Origin of the sequence: Caballeronia sp. GAFFF2, from assembly GCF_023631485.1 — a bacterium.
Taxonomy (GTDB): Bacteria; Pseudomonadota; Gammaproteobacteria; order Burkholderiales; family Burkholderiaceae; genus Caballeronia.
This window is the reverse complement of the sequence record NZ_JALQDA010000009.1, coordinates 118,497-134,797: the sequence shown is the minus strand read 5'-3', so window position 1 is coordinate 134,797 and position 16,301 is coordinate 118,497. Positions and strand designations below refer to the sequence as shown.

The 16,301-nt window shown below is 61.5% G+C and carries 18 protein-coding genes; 11 read left to right on the top strand and 7 right to left on the bottom strand.

The genetic code is table 11. The features are described from left to right. Positions 1-53 precede the first annotated feature (53 nt). The 7 genes from NCT04_RS05980 to NCT04_RS05950 all read left to right on the top strand — a co-directional run bounded on the left by NCT04_RS05980 (position 54) and on the right by NCT04_RS05950 (position 5,803). The gene (locus NCT04_RS05980; protein ID WP_250464361.1) at positions 54-1,577 is read left to right on the top strand and encodes a fumarate hydratase; all 1,524 of its coding nucleotides are present in this window, start codon (positions 54-56) and stop codon (positions 1,575-1,577) included. Positions 1,578-1,772: 195 nt separating this feature from the next. Beyond that, the gene (gene bfr / locus NCT04_RS05975) at positions 1,773-2,249 is read left to right on the top strand and encodes a bacterioferritin (RefSeq protein WP_244827626.1); all 477 of its coding nucleotides are present in this window, start codon (positions 1,773-1,775) and stop codon (positions 2,247-2,249) included. Positions 2,250-2,262: 13 nt separating this feature from the next. After that, positions 2,263-3,147, top strand: a complete 885-nt coding sequence (gene murI, locus NCT04_RS05970) for a glutamate racemase (protein WP_250464359.1) — start codon at positions 2,263-2,265, stop codon at positions 3,145-3,147. Positions 3,148-3,314: 167 nt separating this feature from the next. Next, positions 3,315-3,557, top strand: a complete 243-nt coding sequence (locus NCT04_RS05965) for a (2Fe-2S)-binding protein (protein WP_250464357.1) — start codon at positions 3,315-3,317, stop codon at positions 3,555-3,557. Between the two features lie 293 nt (positions 3,558-3,850). Next, positions 3,851-4,588, top strand: coding sequence for an energy transducer TonB (locus NCT04_RS05960; protein WP_244827623.1), 738 nt, complete (start codon positions 3,851-3,853; stop codon positions 4,586-4,588). Positions 4,589-4,617: 29 nt separating this feature from the next. After that, a complete protein-coding gene (locus tag NCT04_RS05955; protein WP_244827622.1) occupies positions 4,618-5,364 on the top strand; it encodes a MotA/TolQ/ExbB proton channel family protein in 747 nt (248 codons plus the stop codon). Between the two features lie 13 nt (positions 5,365-5,377). Further along, positions 5,378-5,803, top strand: a complete 426-nt coding sequence (locus tag NCT04_RS05950; protein WP_244827621.1) for an ExbD/TolR family protein — start codon at positions 5,378-5,380, stop codon at positions 5,801-5,803. Between the two features lie 343 nt (positions 5,804-6,146). Here NCT04_RS05950 and NCT04_RS05945 read toward each other — a convergent pair whose 3' ends face one another. After that, entirely contained in the window at positions 6,147-7,109 is a 963-nt protein-coding gene (locus tag NCT04_RS05945; RefSeq protein ID WP_250464354.1) for a LysR family transcriptional regulator, read from the bottom strand. A 148-nt stretch (positions 7,110-7,257) separates the two neighbouring features. Here NCT04_RS05945 and NCT04_RS05940 point away from each other — a divergent pair, with 148 nt between their 5' ends. The 4 genes from NCT04_RS05940 (at position 7,258) to hemP (ending at position 9,602) form a co-directional block, all read left to right on the top strand. Beyond that, positions 7,258-8,124, top strand: coding sequence for a pirin family protein (locus NCT04_RS05940; RefSeq protein ID WP_250464352.1), 867 nt, complete (start codon positions 7,258-7,260; stop codon positions 8,122-8,124). A gap of 152 nt (positions 8,125-8,276) precedes the next feature. Then, entirely contained in the window at positions 8,277-8,675 is a 399-nt protein-coding gene (locus NCT04_RS05935; protein ID WP_250464350.1) for an OsmC family protein, read from the top strand. Positions 8,676-8,728: 53 nt separating this feature from the next. Beyond that, positions 8,729-9,217 (top strand): SRPBCC family protein, encoded by a 489-nt coding sequence (locus NCT04_RS05930; protein ID WP_250464348.1) that lies wholly within the window; start codon positions 8,729-8,731, stop codon positions 9,215-9,217. Positions 9,218-9,341: 124 nt separating this feature from the next. Further along, on the top strand, positions 9,342-9,602 hold the full coding sequence (hemP, locus tag NCT04_RS05925) for a hemin uptake protein HemP (RefSeq protein ID WP_250464346.1): 261 nt from the start codon (positions 9,342-9,344) through the stop codon (positions 9,600-9,602). A 303-nt stretch (positions 9,603-9,905) separates the two neighbouring features. Here hemP and NCT04_RS05920 read toward each other — a convergent pair whose 3' ends face one another. The 6 genes from NCT04_RS05920 to uvrB form a co-directional block, all read right to left on the bottom strand. Further along, positions 9,906-10,319, bottom strand: a complete 414-nt coding sequence (locus tag NCT04_RS05920) for a GlcG/HbpS family heme-binding protein (protein WP_244827615.1) — start codon at positions 10,317-10,319, stop codon at positions 9,906-9,908. A gap of 20 nt (positions 10,320-10,339) precedes the next feature. Continuing rightward, a complete protein-coding gene (locus tag NCT04_RS05915) occupies positions 10,340-11,743 on the bottom strand; it encodes a 4Fe-4S binding protein (protein WP_244827614.1) in 1,404 nt (467 codons plus the stop codon). Further along, positions 11,740-12,591, bottom strand: a complete 852-nt coding sequence (locus NCT04_RS05910; RefSeq protein WP_250464344.1) for an FTR1 family iron permease — start codon at positions 12,589-12,591, stop codon at positions 11,740-11,742. Before NCT04_RS05910 ends, NCT04_RS05915 begins: the two co-directional genes overlap by 4 nt. Before the next feature lie 67 nt (positions 12,592-12,658). Further along, on the bottom strand, positions 12,659-12,994 hold the full coding sequence (locus NCT04_RS05905) for a cupredoxin domain-containing protein (RefSeq protein ID WP_250464342.1): 336 nt from the start codon (positions 12,992-12,994) through the stop codon (positions 12,659-12,661). Positions 12,995-13,075: 81 nt separating this feature from the next. Then, entirely contained in the window at positions 13,076-13,621 is a 546-nt protein-coding gene (locus NCT04_RS05900) for an iron transporter (protein ID WP_370652099.1), read from the bottom strand. A gap of 367 nt (positions 13,622-13,988) precedes the next feature. Then, complete coding sequence (uvrB, locus tag NCT04_RS05895; RefSeq protein ID WP_244827610.1) at positions 13,989-16,085, bottom strand: excinuclease ABC subunit UvrB; 2,097 nt, start codon at positions 16,083-16,085, stop codon at positions 13,989-13,991. Positions 16,086-16,301 lie beyond the last annotated feature (216 nt).

Sequence of the window (16,301 nt, the reverse complement as noted above, 5' to 3'; positions counted from 1 at the left end):
CCTCAGGCGTCATCAGAACGCACAAATATATTCGTCCCCGAAAAGCCCAAGCCATGACCGTCATCAAGCAGGAAGACCTGATCCAGAGTATTGCCGACTCGCTGCAATACATCAGCTATTACCATCCGCTCGACTACATTCAGGCGCTTGGCCGCGCCTACGAGCTGGAGGAAAGCCCGGCTGCGAAGGACGCCATCGCGCAAATCCTGACCAATAGCCGCATGTGCGCGGAAGGCAAGCGTCCGATCTGCCAGGACACGGGCATCGTGACCGTGTTCGTCAAAGTTGGCATGGACGTGCGTTGGGACGGCGCGACGATGAGCGTCACCGACATGATCAACGAAGGCGTGCGCCGCGGTTACCTGAACCCGGACAACGTGCTGCGCGCGTCCATCGTGAGCCCGCCCGAAGGCGCGCGCAAGAACACGAAGGACAACACGCCCGCCGTGATCCACTACGAGATCGTGCCGGGCGACAAGGTCGACGTGCAGGTCGCGGCCAAGGGCGGCGGCTCGGAAAACAAGTCTAAGTTCGCGATGCTGAACCCGTCGGATTCCATCGTCGACTGGATCATCAAGACCGTGCCGACGATGGGCGCGGGCTGGTGTCCGCCAGGCATGCTCGGTATCGGCATCGGCGGCACGGCGGAAAAGGCGATGCTGATGGCCAAGGAATCGCTCATGGACCCCATCGACATTCAGGACGTCATCGCGCGCGGACCGCGGGACTGGATCGAAGAACTGCGCGTGGAACTGCACGAGAAGGTGAATGCGCTTGGTATCGGCGCGCAAGGTTTGGGCGGGCTTGCCACCGTGCTCGACGTGAAGATCATGGCGGCGCCGACGCACGCGGCGTCCAAGCCCATCGCGATCATTCCGAACTGCGCGGCCACGCGTCACGCTCACTTCACGCTCGACGGCTCGGGCGCGGCGAAGCTCGAAGCGCCGCCGCTCGACGCGTGGCCGGACGTGACCTGGGCGCCGAATACGGAAACCAGCAAGCGCGTCGATCTGAACACACTGACGCCGGAAGAAGTGGCTTCCTGGAAGCCGGGCCAGACGTTGCTCTTGTCGGGCAAGATGCTCACGGGCCGCGACGCGGCGCACAAGCGCATTGCCGACATGCTCGCCAAGGGCGAAAAACTTCCGGTCGATTTCACCAACCGCGTGATCTATTACGTCGGCCCGGTCGACCCGGTGCGCGACGAAGCCGTCGGTCCCGCCGGCCCGACCACGGCCACGCGCATGGACAAGTTCACGGAGATGATGCTCGCGCAAACCGGCCTCATCTCGATGATCGGCAAGGCCGAACGCGGGCCTGTCGCCATCGAGGCCATCAAGAAGCACAACGCGGCGTATCTGATGGCCGTGGGCGGCGCGGCATATCTCGTCTCCAAAGCCATCCGCGAAGCGAAGGTGCTGGCGTTCGAAGACCTCGGCATGGAAGCCATCTACGAATTCGACGTGCGGGACATGCCGGTGACGGTCTCCGTCGATTCGCAAGGCACGTCGGTACACAAAACGGGTCCCGCCGAATGGCAGGCGAAGATCGGCAAGATTCCCGTCGCGACGGTCTGATCGATCGAGGCCGCACGGATCGCGGCCAATGAAGAGCCGGACCGCGCGTCCGGCTCTTTTGTTTTGGAGAAGCGGTATCGAGAAGGATTTCCATTCTCAGTTTTATCGCAATCAAAAAAGATTCACTCATCCTTGGCAGAGACGTTAAGAACGTTTATCTTTGCGGGATGCCCCACGCTATGAAAAGGAACAATCATGAAAGGCGACGCTAAAGTCATCGAATATCTGAACGCGCAGTTGAAAAATGAACTGACCGCGATCAATCAATACTTCCTGCACGCGCGGATGTACAAGCACTGGGGCCTGGAAAAGCTCGGCAAGCATGAGTACGACGAATCGATCGGTGAAATGAAACACGCCGACTGGCTCATCCAGCGCGTGTTCATGCTCGACGGTCTGCCGAACCTGCAAGACCTGCACAAGCTCCTGATCGGCGAAGAGACCAAGGAAATCCTCGAGTGCGACCTGAAGCTCGAACAGATTTCGCAGTCCACGTGCAAGGAGGCGATTGCCTATTGCGAATCGGTGCGCGATTTCGTCTCGCGCGATATCTTCGACAAGATCCTGAACGACACCGAGGAACACATCGACTGGCTGGAAACGCAACTGGATCTGATCGACAAGGTTGGCATCCAGAACTACCAGCAGACTATGATGGGCGAAGGCGAGTAAAGATCTGTCCGCAATGTCAGTAGTTGTCGTACCCACACTCATGCCGAACGCGCGTGCTCCGATAAACGCGAGCGCGCCGGTCGGCATTTTCGATTCCGGTCTCGGCGGCTTGTCGGTGCTGCGCGCGGTGCGGGCGTTGCTTCCGCACGAGCGGCTCGTCTATGTCGCGGACTCTTTGTACGCGCCTTACGGCGAGCGCGATGACGATTTCATCGTCGACCGCACCATGGCTATCGGCGAATGGCTCGTCGCGCAAGGCGCCAAAGCGCTCGTGGTCGCATGCAATACGGCAACCGCGCAATCCATCGCGCTCGTGCGCGAGCGGCTTTCCATTCCGCTCGTGGGCGTCGAACCGGGCGTGAAGCCCGCCGCCGCTGTTTCCAAGACGCGCGTCGTCGGCGTGTTGGCAACCGCGGTGACCTTGCGCAGCGCGCGCTTCCAGTTGCTGCTCGAACGTTACGCGGGCGATTGCCGCTTCATCTGCCAGCCGGGACACGGTCTCGTGCAGGCTGTCGAACGCTGCGATACGTCGTCGCCGGAACTCATGGCGCTGCTCGAAGGCTATCTCGCGCCCATGCTCGAAGCCGGCGCGGATACTCTGGTGCTCGGCTGCACGCACTATCCGTTTCTCGACCGCGCCATTCGCGAGATCGCCGGCGAACGGCTGCAACTCGTCGATACCAGCGTCGCCATCGCGCGCCAGCTCGACCGTCTGCTGGAAACGAACGCGCTGAAAAACTCATCGGCTGCGGTGGAATCCATGCCGCGCTTCTGCTCGACCGCCGACGGCGAATCCCAGCGTCAGCTTGCGGCATCGCTTCTGCATCTCGACGCCAGCGTCGAGCACGTGCTGATCCCTTCGCGACGCACGCGCCTTGCCGAACCCGACATCGTCTAAGGGTTTTTCCGGGGCGTCACAGCCGTCGGAGCCACACCAGCAAACGCTCCTAAGCAATAAATCGGCTAACACACGCGCTGTGTTACAAAAAACACAGAACCCGGCTTGCCAAGAGCGTCTTGCTGAATGATAATAATTCGCATTAACGCAAGCTATCGCGAACGACCATGATCGTCTGTGTCTGCAAAGCAGTTTCCGACCGTAAGATCCGCTCCGCCATCGCCGATGGAATGGAATCCTTCGACGAGCTCCAGTTCGAGCTTGGGGTCGCGCTATGCTGCGGGAAGTGCGAAGCAAGCGTGCGCGACGTCATGGCGACGAGCGGTGTCTGCGCGTCGCGCTGTGGAATGGAACAGCGCGAACATGCGCCAGTCGCGCCGCTCACGTTCTACGAACGCCAGGCTGCCTGAAGTTGCGCGGGGCGCGACCGAGATAGCGCTCGGCGCCCCGCTGTCGGCGAAGCGCGCCGCTTGGTTTCTTGATCGCTTATCGCAAGCCAGGTTCCGATCACCTACGCCAGCCACGCAACTCTTTGCCCTTAAGGAGGGAAAGATGGAATTGCTGATTGGTTTCGTGGCTACTCTATTCATATCCCTCATTATTTTCAGAAAATGATGTCGTTTGGTTTCTTCCGCGCCGAACCAGCGAACGTACGTAACTTCGATGGCCGCGCTACTGGCAACACCGCAAGCAGCGAATAAGAATGCAGTCCCCGACAACCTCTCCCGCTGTATTCGACACGACGACGCCGAGCAATCTGAACCCGCGCGTGGTGGCCGCGTGCGTCGCCGTGCTGGCGATTCACGCCGCGCTCTTCGGCGTGGCGCTCACCATGCATCGCGAGCCGCTGCCGCGCCCCGTCGAAGCGAAGACGATCACCGCGCAATTGATCAGCGAAACGCCGGCGCCCGCGCCGCAGCCTGTCGCCGTGCAGTCGCCACCGACTCCCGAGCCGCCGAAACCGGTTCCAAAGCCGCAGCCCAAACCGAAGGTCAAACCCAAGGTCGAGCCGAAGCCCACGCCGATGCCGGTGCGCGAAACGCCCTCGCAAATCGCCGCGCCCGCGCCCGATCCCACACCGCCGGCCCCGACACCGCCCGCGCCAGCGCCCGCCGCGCCGGCCGCGCCCGCGATCGGAAAACCGACGATGGATCTGGCCGCGCCGAAGAACGTCGCGCGTCTGAGCTGCAACATCGCGCAGCCGGATTATCCGGCGATGTCGCGGCGTCGCGGCGAAACCGGCACCTCGCTCGTCAAGCTGACGGTCGGTATTACGGGCAAAATCGAGAATGTGACGCTGCAAAAGAGCAGCGGCTCGCAGCGCCTCGACGACGCGGCGCTCGACGCCGTGCGCAGCAGCGCGTGCAGTCCTTACAAAGAGAATGGCGAAGCCATTCGGGCAACCGCCACGGTGCCATTCGTATTCAGTCTGAACGACTGACCGGCTTTTTTTAGAAACAGGAACTGGAAATGAACAACTACGGGATTGCGCACGTCTGGGCGCAAGGCGACTTCGTCACACGCGGTATCGCGCTGGCGCTCGTCATCATGTCGGTGCTTTCGTGGACCGTGATCGTCGTCAAGGGATGGAACGTGCTGCGTCTCAAGCGCCTCACGAAGAACGCCGATCAGGCTTTCTGGCATTCCGACGACTTCAACGACGGCATCAAGAAAATCAGCAGCCAGTCGTCGAATCCGGCTGACAACCCGTACCTCGCGCTGGCGCTGGCCGGTCAGGAAGCGTCCGAGCATCATCATCAGACGCAGCCGCATCTGCACGACCGCATGGATGTGTCGGAGTGGATCACGCGATGCCTGAAAGACGTCATGGATGAAAGCGTCGGCCGCATGCAAGCAGGGCTCGCCGTGCTGGCATCGATCGGCAGTACGGCGCCGTTCGTCGGGCTGTTCGGTACTGTCTGGGGCATTTATCACGCGCTCCTGACAATTGGCGCGACGGGCCAGACGTCGATCGACCAAGTGGCGGGTCCGGTGGGCGAGTCGCTCATCATGACGGCCTTCGGTCTCTTCGTCGCAATCCCTGCCGTGCTCGGCTACAACGCCCTCACGCGCGCGAACAAGAGCGTCGTGACGAAGCTGAACCGCTTCGCGCACGGCTTGCATGCCTTCTTCGTGACCGGCTCGAAGCTGTCGTCGTCCAAGCGCACCAAGGACGCCACGTCCGAAAGCCTGCGTCTCGCGACGCGCGCATCGTAAGCGGAGGTTCAAGATGGCCATGAGCCCTTTCGCCGGCGATGAAGACGACGGCATGATGAGCGAGATCAACATGACGCCGCTCGTCGACGTCATGCTGGTGCTCCTCATCATTTTCCTCGTGACCATCCCCGCGATGCATCACGCTGTGAAGATCGACCTGCCGCACGCAAGCAGCCAGCCGCAAGACGAAAAGCCGTCGCATGTGGACGTCGCGATTCAAGCCGATGGCACGATCGTCTGGGACGAGCAGAAAATCGACGACGCGACGCTCAAGGCGCGCATTGCGCAGGCTTCGCAGCAAAACCCGCAGCCGGAGATTCATCTGCGCGCGGATCGCAAGGTGGCGTACGAACGCGTGGCCGATCTCATGTCCGCGGCTCAGGCGGGCGGACTCACGAAAATCGGTTTCGTGACCGAACCGAAAGCCGGCGGCAATTAAAGCAGCGCGCAACAGAGCCGCAAAAAGTAAAAGGCCTTCATCGTCGGATGAAGGCCTTTTTTATTGCGCACTCGGCGCATTCGGGCAAGGCAATTACTTGGGACTCGAATAGCCCGAGCCGGAAGAATCGCCACATGCGGCAGCCGTCGTTGACACGGACAGCGCGATCAGCCCTATCAGGCTAACTATCAGAGTAGCCGTCAGTTTCCGCATAAGAAGCTCCTTAGCGAAAGGAATTTCAATATAACGCCGGCTATTCCCGCAAACAAGGTTTCGGCGATTGAATCTGTCCATCGCAAGCGCGCGCTTCAATGACATAAATGATGCCGCGCGCCGATTGCGATCAAACCGTTTCGCGTTCCGGCTGTTCGTTGACAGGACATTCTCCGGGGAAGCGTTTGCCGCCTTCGATCGACTCCACCAGAAAATCGACGAACGCCCGTACGGCCGGGACCATGCCCTGCCGCGTCAGGAAAACCGCATAGAGTTGCGGCGACGGAAATGTCCAGCCGGGCATCACGGGCGAAAGCTGGCCGGTTCTGAGCGGCGCGCCGTACATCATCTCGGGCAGCGCCGCGATGCCGACGCCGCGCATGACGGCTTCGCGGATCATCGAGAGATCGGCGGTGACGAGACGCGGCTCGTGCTCGAACTCGTGACGCGTGCCATCGGGCGCGATCAGTCGATACACATGGCGGCCATCCGCCGATGGCACATCGAGCGTGTCGTATTGCGCGAGTTCGGCGGCGGTCATCGGTGGCGCGTTCGATTTGAGAAGCGAAGGCGCGGCGACCAGCATCTGCTCGGTGCGCCACAGCGGGCGCGCGACCACGTTCGAACTCACGGGCGGCTCGGAGCGCACGCGCAAGGCGACATCGATCGCGTCTTCGAACAGATCCACCACACGATTGGTCACGCGCAGCACGACCCGCACTTCAGGGAATCGATGCATGAAGTCGGGCATCACCGCCGACAGAAACGTCTGCGCGATGGTCACCGGGACGCTCACGCGCACCGTGCCACGCGGTGAGTCACGCAGGCTTTGCACCACGTTGACGGCGGCCTGCGCCTCCACGAGCATTGCCTGACAGTGTTGATAGAAAAGCTGCCCCGCCTCGGTCAGCGCAAGCTTGCGCGTGGAGCGCTGCAAAAGGCGCACGCCTAGCGACGCCTCCAGCTCCGACACGCGCCGCGACAAGCGCGACTTGGAGATGCCCAGCACGCGCTCGGCCGCCGAAAAACCGCCGTGTTCGACGACGTGCGAGAAGTACATCAGATCGTTCAGATCGTGCGAATCGACTTTCATGGGACGTTCGGTTCGTTCGAGTTCGTTATCCGTGGCGGGACAATCCATTGCGCCACGAGGTCTTTTATCGCTAAATCCGGCACATATAATATCCCCACGTTCTACAAATATCGCTATTTCCCTTTTGGTGACGCGAGGCATTCCGATCATGAGCCGTACCATTTCCAGCATCATTCCCGCAACGCGCACGGTTGAAGGCGGCGGATTCGTCGTGCATCGCCCGTTTCCGACGCGTCTTCTGATGGACTTCGACCCGTTCCTTCTCCTCGATGAAATGGGCCCGACCGATTACGCTCCGGGCGAAGCCAAGGGCGCGCCGGATCATCCGCATCGGGGCTTCGAAACGGTCACCTACATGCTCGAAGGCGAGTTCGGTCACAAGGATTCGGCCGGCCATTCCGGCACATTACGTCCGGGCGACGTGCAGTGGATGACCGCCGGCGCGGGCGTCATTCATAGCGAAATGCCTGGCGAGGAATTCACGCGACGCGGCGGCCGCGTGCACGGCCTGCAACTGTGGGTGAACTTGCCGAAGCGCGACAAGATGACGACGCCGCATTATCAAGAGATCGCGTCGGCGCAGATTCCCGTCGCGACGAGCGAAGACGGCAAGGTGCGCGTGAAGGTCATCGCGGGCGAAGCGCTCGGCGTGAAGGCCGCCATCGAAACACGTACGCCGATTCTTTATCAGCACTTTTCGCTGCAACCTGGCGCAAGAGTCGAGCATCACGTGCCGCGGGATTTTCGCGTGTTCGCATATCCGTTGTCGGGCGTCGGTCTCTATGGGCCGCAGGGCCAACCGGTGCGCAAGCAGCAGATGATCTCGTTCAAGGACGATGGCGACACGATCATCCTCGCCGCCGGCGATGAACCCGTCGAAGTGTTGCTCATCGGCGGCGTGCCGCTCAAGGAACCTGTGGTGCGCTACGGTCCTTTCGTCATGAACACGGAAGATGAAATTCGCCAGGCCGTGACCGACTATCAGACAGGCCGCATGGGCGCGATCACGCATTAGGCACACCGAGCGGTATTCATCGCTGAACCGTATCGGCACGATGAAACGGCGCGGCACGAACGGGCGCATTGCGTCACAATGACCGTTCGTGCCGCGCCGCTCTTATTCGCGCCGCTATTCTTGCCGTACATCGCCATTCATAGGAGCGACGCATGTCTTCCGGATCTTCCGTGACCGCCAGCAGCGGCGCTGCCGACTATCAGGTGCAATTGCGCGACGGCACGCATGGCTGGGTCGCCGATGAACCCGCGAGCCTCGGCGGCGCGGATACCGGTCCGGAGCCCGCGTCGCTGCTGCTATCGAGCCTGGGTGCGTGCACCTCGATCACGCTTCGCATGTACGCGAAGCGCAAGGGTTGGCCGCTCGAAGCGGTGCACGTCGAATTGTCGATGAAGAGCACGGCGGACGGCACGATCATCGACAGGCAGATCGCGCTCACGGGCGCGCTCGATGCCGAACAGCGGGAACGCCTCTTGCAAATCGCCAATGCGTGTCCGATGCACAAGGTTCTGTCCGGAGCGGTGCGCATCGACTCGGGGCTCGCTTCCTGACTTCCTGAAAACAGCCCGCACGGGTACATCGAACTATCCAGGGAAACGTCGTTTTGAATTTCGAACATCTCATCCAGATCAACGATCCGATCAATCCGCTCGTCGAGTCGCTCACGCGCGAACAACTTTGGGAAGGACTCGTGCTGCGCGCCGAGCAGCCGCAACTTTTCGTGCTCGGCCTCGATAGCTGCGACATCCTCTCGCGCGAGGGCGACGTCATGGAGCGCGAGCTGCACTACGGTCAGGCCGTGGTGCGGGACCGCGTCACGCTCACACCGGATAGCAGCGTGCGCTACGACATCCTGCCGACTGCCGAACATGTCGGCGGCTCGTTGACCATGGCGATCGAGCAGCCCGACGAGTTGCAACTGTTTCTGCGATTCACGTACAGCACCACCCTGCCCGAAAACGACGACGCGACGCCTGACGAGCGCCAGACCAAAGAGATCGTCAAGTCGGCTTATCGGGAATCGGACATCGACACGGTGCGGCTGATTCGCCAGTATGCGCACGGGCGCCACGACGAAACACCCCTGCACTAGAAAGTTCAAGTACTACATGAAGCGCGGCTATGACGGCCGCGCATTCATAGGAAACTCTAGTTGCAAATAGGAATAGTTATCATTTACTATAGACCCATCGAATCAACGAACGCACTCAAACGACATGACCGACACGCTGCGATCCACCACGCTCAGGCTTCGCCGTCCGGCAGTTCGCGATGCAGCCATCACGCGCCCAAAGACGGCTGCCGTGACGTCGGTGCGGGCATCGACGATATCGACGGATTCAGCCGATGCAACCGGCGATCGTTCGTTGCGCAGCGATACGTTACTGCAGGGGCGCAGTCATATCGCGATCGTGCATAACGGGGAGACCTATCAGTTGCGCGCGACGCGTCTGGGCAAGCTGATCCTGACGAAGTAGGCGGCAAAGAGGTAAGGCAGAACAGCAGTACCGTGTATTGTGGGGACCACCTCGCCAAAGAGGTGTTTGGCCTTAGCCAGCGAGGACGACTTGCACGCGAGAATTTAGACCCCTTCGTGCAAACACCAGCCAGTCGTCGATAGCAAGCGAAGCCGCTTTTTTTGGTTCCCGCCGATGTCATGTGCCCGAACGAGGCCATGCATTTTGATTGATCGAACGGCACGCCTTCAATGCGAAGGCGTGCCGTTTTTATTGTGCGCGGGCTATGGCAAAAATTCGAACGCGTGCTTCGACGTTCTCGCTTCAGACGTTTTCGATGCCAAGCGCCGCAATGCCCGCCCGCGCGATCGATGCATCCTGATCCGATTTCACGCCCGACACACCCACCGCGCCGACGATATCCGTTCCGACGAAGATCGGCACGCCGCCTTCGAGCATGGCCGTCATGGGCGCGCTCAGAAACGCAGTGCGGCCCTGCTTGATCGTGTCTTCGTACACCTTCGTTTCGCGCCGGCCGAGCACGGCGGTGCGCGCCTTGCCAGTCGCCATCTCGACCGTGCTCGCGCCCGTCCCTTCGAGCCGATGCAGATGCAGCAGATGCCCGCCGTCATCGACGATGGCGATGGTCACGTTCCAGTTGTGCGCCTTTGCGTGCGCCTCGGCGGCGGCGGCCATCAGCAGGACGTCTTCGTCGGTCAGTACGGGTTTGGTTCTCACTTGATTCTCACCTAATGGCGTTATCGGCTGAAGCCCCAGAACATCAGATACCAGGCGCTATCCGCGACGGCGAGCGCCGCGACAAACCATACCATCGTGAGTGCGCGCGGAACAAGCGTCGAGGAATAACGAGCCGTGACGCGCCACGCGAGCCAGGCGCTCCACAAGTTGGCGACGCCAAGCAGCCCGAGGCGCAGGTCCGTCACCCACCACAGCGGCAGATGCTCCGCGCGCAGGAGCGAGACCGTGGTCGCCGACAAGCCGAGAAACACGCCGCATCCCGCGAGCGGAATCAGCGAGAGCGTCAGGTGATGCAGCCGCGCCGCGTTCATCTTGCCGAGCATGCGCGTGCCGAGCGCCAGCAGCGCGAGCAGCGCCGTGCCGTAGACGAGACCCGTCGCGACGATATAGCCGATCACCATCGTGCCGTCGAGCCAGGAGAACACGTCGTTCTGCTCGGGATAATGCGTGAAGAGGAACCACGGCGCGTTGGTATCGAGCGGCCAGAGGATGTTGTGATCGATCAGCCAGCTCGCGAAGATCTGCTTGAGATCGACGAACCATGTGCTCACGGTCCAGTGGAACGCACCGATCGCGATGCCGAGCAAGCCGTACAGAATCAGCGCCGTGTCCCACGGATTCGCCGCCTTGTTGCCGAGCTCGACCACTTCCTCCGACGGCGAGCGCCACGTGAGCGCGATGGCATCGCGATGGCCGCTGCATCGGCCGCACATATGGCAGTCGGCGGCGCCTTCCATCTTGCGCAGGGGCACGAGCGGCGCGCAGTTGATCGGAATCACCCGATGCCCGTGCTCGCCTTCCTTGTACGAACGGCGCCACGCGTCTTCGCTGACTTTGTAGTGAAACGGCGCAAGCCGTGCGAGCAGCGAGAACACGCCGTTTACCGGGCAGAGGTACTTGCACCACACGCGCTTTTCGCGGCCATACAGCACGCCGACGATCATCGCGCCCACGGTCGAGCCGCCGAGCACGAGCAGCACGGCTTTCGGATATTGATAGACGCTCACCATCTGTCCGTAGATGGTCGTGAGTCCGAATGCGACGAACGGCCAGCCGCCCCAACGCATCCAGCGCGGAATCGCCCAGCCGCGGCCGAACTTGCTCGCGAACTCGGTGAGCGCGCCTTCCGGACACAGCACGCCGCACCACACTCGGCCGAGCATGACCATCGACAGCAGCACGAACGGCCACCAGATGCCCCAGAACACGAACTGCGCGGCAAGCGTGAGGTTATTCCACAAATGCGCCGAGCCATCGGGCAGCGGCATGACAGCCGGCACGAGAATCAGAAACGCGTACACGGCAACCACGACCCACTGAATTCCGCGGATCGCGTTGCCGTGCCGTTGCATCCATTGACCGGCCTGTTGCAGCCGGCCGGGTCGTTGCAGAACAGAGCTCATGCTGGACGGCTCGCCGCCTTTTGTTTTTGCGCCATCTGATGATTGGAACGGCGCAGGAGAAGATAGATCACGATCCAGTAGACCGCGTAGGCAACCAGGTTCATGCCCGCCGGATGCGCGCGATAACCCGTGAGGGTGGCAACGAGCGAACCGAAGGTGCTCGAGTCGTCGAGCAGCGCGGACGAGTTCCACACCTGATTGACGATGACCGGCAGCACTTCCATGTCGATCAGTTTGTCGACGCCCGTCTCGAAGAGGCCGGCGGCGAGAAACAGCAGCATGATTTCGGTCACGCGAAAGAACGAGCGCCACGAGAAGATCTTGCCGCCGAGTTGCAGCACGTAGAACGTCAGGAGCGCGAGCGCGAGGCCGAGGATGATCGCGAGATATTGCGAAGCATCGACGTGTCCCGATTGCCCGAAGCCTACGCCATACAGAAACACGGCCGTCTCGCTGCCTTCTCGCGCGATAGCCAGCGCAACCAGCACCGCGATGCCCCAGAACTGTCCGTCCTGCGTGCTCTTTTGCAGCGAGCTTTCCATGTCGCGCTTGAGCGTGCGGCCGTGACGCTTCATCCACAGGACCATCTGCACAATGAGCACGCACGCGATCAGCACCATGCCGGTCTGGAAGTAATCCTGCGCGTTGCCGGACAGCACTTCCGTGAAGCCGATGAGCGCGGCGCCCAGCGCGATGGCGGCAACCAGCCCCGCAGCCACGCCGAACCACAGATAAGGCAGGCCGCGACGCGCCTGCTGGTCGCCGTTCTTCAGCCATGCGTACAGAATGCCGACGACCAGCAAAGCTTCGACGCTCTCACGCCAGACGATGAAAAGTACCTGCCCCATTTGAACCCCTTTGCGTTGCTTCACTTGCCCGCGCGGGCGCACCGAAACACGCGCGCGGCACAGACATTTACTTGGCGACGATCACGCCTTGCGCGGTCTGATGAAAGTCGTCGAAGAACTTGTATTCGCCCGGATCGAGCGGCGCGATCACCACGAACGAATCGGCACCCGGCGCGAGCACCTTCTCCTTGCGCAACTGCACGCTTTCGAACTCGGCCGCGCCCTTGCCGACGTTATGCACTTCGATCTTGATGCGCTGCCCCGCCGGTACTTCGATGCGCGCCGGGTTCAGCTTGCCGTCGTTCAATTCGAGCTTGAACGTCGGCAGATCGGCGGCGTGCGCCACGCCAAGACCCGCTGCGACCGAGAGCAACATCGCCATCAGCTGGCTTTTCAATTTCATGCGGACTTCCTGATTGGTACGCGTCCGGCGGCGCAGCGAACTGCAAACGCCTGCCGGAACGCGCGAACGCCGTGCGCGAGCTTAGTACCCGCCCTTCTTGCCGATGCCCGCGAACGGGAAGTCGTATTCGATCGTGAACGGCTTGAACCACGGACCCACGCCGGTTTCCTTGTCGACGTGACGGCCGAACGCCATGTGGCCGGTTTCGGAAGGCGGCGAGATATGCAGCTTGAGGTGATATTTGCCCGGACCGAAGAGCTTGACGTTGTCGCCGTAGTGCGGGCCGTCGCTTGCGACCATCGCCATCAGGTCGCCCTTGACCGACTGCGTCGAGCCGGTTTTCGTGAGTTCATACGTCACGTTCAGATAGGGCATCCAGTCGCCTTCGGCGAAACCGGTCGGGTTGTTCTTGACCGCGTGAATATCCGCTTCGAGGTGGATGTCCGAATCCGATGCCTTGCGCATGATGCCTTCCGGCGCCATCGTGATTGGCTGCAGATAGACGGCGCCCGTTTCCATGCCGCCTTCGATGTGCTGCTTGCCGATCGGATACTCAGCAGCGGAAGCCGCCATCATCGCCGTGAGGCCTGCGGCGGCAACGAGGCCGCGCATCAACGTTGAACCCATCAAACACTCCTGTTGTTATCGATGGCGCGCGTGACATTCGCGCGCCTTTTCCACCGAACTCCGGCGCTCTAAAAAAAAACGCGCCGGCGCAAAAAAATGACTGTGGTGCCGGTTCGTTAGCGCGAAGCAGAAAACCGCTTCCAGAATCTGGAAAACGTTAATACGAACCATTCTCAATGTTCGTCAGTTTAGCACCCTTCACCACTCGGGACAAATTAGCGCGGGCTTACAAAAGCCTGCTGCGGCAAGGCTCCGGCGGGCTTTGCAGCCAACTCGCGGTCCATTCGCGGCCGATAAAAAACGCGGTACGCCTTCCGGCTCGCCGCGTCGCTTGAGACAGAACGATGAAAACTTTCTTTCTTTCGCCTTACTTTCCGCCGATGCCGGTGATGTGATCGCCCACGTTCGCGCCGAACACGCGTTGACGTAACAGCGCCAATTGGTCGCGGGTCTGCGCCGCCTTTTCGAATTCGAGATTCTTGGCGTGATCCATCATTTGCTTTTCCAGCCGCTTGATTTCCTTCGCGAGCTGCTTCTCGGTCATGTCCTCGAACTTCGCGCGCGTCTGGGCTTCCTTCAGTTCGGCGCGCGCGTCGTCGGCGTTGTAGACGCCATCGATGATGTCCTTGATGCGCTTTTCCACTCCGCGCGGCGTGATGCCCCGCTCGAGGTTATGCGCCACCTGCTTGGCGCGGCGCCGCTCGGTTTCGTCGATGGCGCGCTTCATCGAGTCCGTCATGTTGTCGCCGTAGAGGATCGCCTTGCCGTTCACGTTGCGCGCCGCCCGTCCGATTGTCTGGATCAGCGAGCGCTCGGCGCGCAGGAAGCCTTCCTTGTCCGCGTCGAGAATGGCGACGAGCGACACTTCAGGAATATCCAGACCCTCGCGCAACAAGTTGATGCCGACGAGCACATCGAACGTGCCGAGCCGCAGATCGCGGATGATTTCCACGCGCTCGACCGTGTCGATATCGCTGTGCAAATAGCGCACCTTCACGCCGTGATCGGCGAGAAATTCGGTCAGTTGTTCGGCCATGCGCTTGGTGAGCACGGTAACAAGCACGCGTTCGTGCACCGCGACGCGCGCGTTGATCTCGGAGAGCACGTCGTCGACCTGCGAGCGCGCGGGCCGCACCTCGATTTCGGGATCGACGAGACCTGTCGGCCGCACGAGTTGCTCGGCCACTTGCCCCGCTTTCTTCTGTTCGTAGTCGGCGGGCGTCGCGGAGACGAACACGGCCTGGCGCATCTTGCGCTCGAATTCGTTGAACTTGAGCGGCCGGTTGTCGAGCGCGGACGGCATCCGGAAACCGTAATCGACGAGATTTTCCTTGCGCGCGCGGTCGCCGTTATACATGCCGTTCAACTGGCCGATCAGCACGTGCGACTCGTCGAGCAACATGATGGCGTCGGGCGGCAGATAGTCGACGAGCGTCGGCGGCGGTTCGCCGGGCGCCGAGCCCGAGAAATGCCGCGAGTAATTCTCGATGCCCTTGCAAAAACCCAGTTCCTGCAGCATTTCCAGGTCGAAGCGCGTGCGCTGTTCGAGCCGCTGCGCCTCGACGAGCTTGCCCTGGCTATGGAAAAACTCCAGCCGCTCGCGCAGTTCCAGCTTGATGGTTTCGATCGCGCGCATGACGGTGTCGCGCGGCGTCACGTAATGCGACGACGGATACACCGTGAAGCGCGGAATCTTGTTGCGCACGCGGCCGGTGAGCGGATCGAAAAGCTGCATCGACTCGATTTCGTCGTCGAACAATTCGACTCGCACCGCCATTTCCGCGTGTTCCGCCGGAAAGATGTCGATGGTGTCGCCTCGCACACGGAACGAGCCGCGCTGAAAATCCGCCTCGTTGCGCGTGTATTGCATGGCGATCAGCCGCGCGATGACATCGCGCTGGCCGAGCTTGTCGCCTACGCGCAGCGTGAGGATCATCTTGTGATACTCGGACGGATTGCCGATACCGTAAATGGCCGACACCGTCGCCACGATCACCACGTCGCGGCGTTCGAGCAGGCTCTTGGTCGCCGAGAGCCGCATCTGCTCGATATGCTCGTTGATCGACGAATCCTTCTCGATGAAGAGATCGCGCTGCGGCACGTACGCTTCCGGCTGGTAATAGTCGTAGTACGAGACGAAGTACTCGACCGCGTTGCGCGGGAAAAACTCGCGGAACTCGGCGTAGAGCTGCGCGGCGAGCGTCTTGTTGGGCGCGAAAACGATGGCGGGCCGGCCCAGACGTGCGATGACGTTGGCCATCGTGAAGGTCTTGCCCGAGCCGGTCACGCCGAGCAGCGTCTGGAACGAGAGACCGTCGTCCACGCCCTCGACGAGCGTCTTGATGGCCTCGGGCTGATCGCCCGCGGGCGGATATGGCTGATAGAGCTGAAACGGCGAGCCTTCGAACGTGGCGAACTTCGATTCGTCCAGTGCGTCGGGCGTTTCGATAAGGGTATCGGACATGGAGAGGGGAATCTTCTAAGTCGGCGCCGGAGCAAACACCTATTCTAGCGGCTGCGGCGAAAGTGGCGCGGGCCGCCTCACGGAGGCGGAATCGAGGAGGTTGGGACCGTTGGGTGGAAGTCAAGCAATGGCGCGCGAGGCGGCGCGCTGTTCCGTCGATGCCGTCCAATCGAGGCTTGCGCGCATGCCGGACAAGGCGTTCAACCGGCCAGCGCC

Coding starts and splice junctions, on each gene's coding strand:
- NCT04_RS05980 (WP_250464361.1), top strand. CDS start 54: ATGACCGTCATCAAGCAGGAAGACCTGATCCAGAGTATTGCCGACTCG.
- bfr (WP_244827626.1), top strand. CDS start 1,773: ATGAAAGGCGACGCTAAAGTCATCGAATATCTGAACGCGCAGTTGAAA.
- murI (WP_250464359.1), top strand. CDS start 2,263: ATGTCAGTAGTTGTCGTACCCACACTCATGCCGAACGCGCGTGCTCCG.
- NCT04_RS05965 (WP_250464357.1), top strand. CDS start 3,315: ATGATCGTCTGTGTCTGCAAAGCAGTTTCCGACCGTAAGATCCGCTCC.
- NCT04_RS05960 (WP_244827623.1), top strand. CDS start 3,851: ATGCAGTCCCCGACAACCTCTCCCGCTGTATTCGACACGACGACGCCG.
- NCT04_RS05955 (WP_244827622.1), top strand. CDS start 4,618: ATGAACAACTACGGGATTGCGCACGTCTGGGCGCAAGGCGACTTCGTC.
- NCT04_RS05950 (WP_244827621.1), top strand. CDS start 5,378: ATGGCCATGAGCCCTTTCGCCGGCGATGAAGACGACGGCATGATGAGC.
- NCT04_RS05945 (WP_250464354.1), bottom strand. CDS start 7,109: ATGAAAGTCGATTCGCACGATCTGAACGATCTGATGTACTTCTCGCAC.
- NCT04_RS05940 (WP_250464352.1), top strand. CDS start 7,258: ATGAGCCGTACCATTTCCAGCATCATTCCCGCAACGCGCACGGTTGAA.
- NCT04_RS05935 (WP_250464350.1), top strand. CDS start 8,277: ATGTCTTCCGGATCTTCCGTGACCGCCAGCAGCGGCGCTGCCGACTAT.
- hemP (WP_250464346.1), top strand. CDS start 9,342: ATGACCGACACGCTGCGATCCACCACGCTCAGGCTTCGCCGTCCGGCA.
- NCT04_RS05915 (WP_244827614.1), bottom strand. CDS start 11,743: ATGAGCTCTGTTCTGCAACGACCCGGCCGGCTGCAACAGGCCGGTCAA.
- NCT04_RS05910 (WP_250464344.1), bottom strand. CDS start 12,591: ATGGGGCAGGTACTTTTCATCGTCTGGCGTGAGAGCGTCGAAGCTTTG.
- NCT04_RS05905 (WP_250464342.1), bottom strand. CDS start 12,994: ATGAAATTGAAAAGCCAGCTGATGGCGATGTTGCTCTCGGTCGCAGCG.
- NCT04_RS05900 (WP_370652099.1), bottom strand. CDS start 13,621: ATGGGTTCAACGTTGATGCGCGGCCTCGTTGCCGCCGCAGGCCTCACG.
- uvrB (WP_244827610.1), bottom strand. CDS start 16,085: ATGTCCGATACCCTTATCGAAACGCCCGACGCACTGGACGAATCGAAG.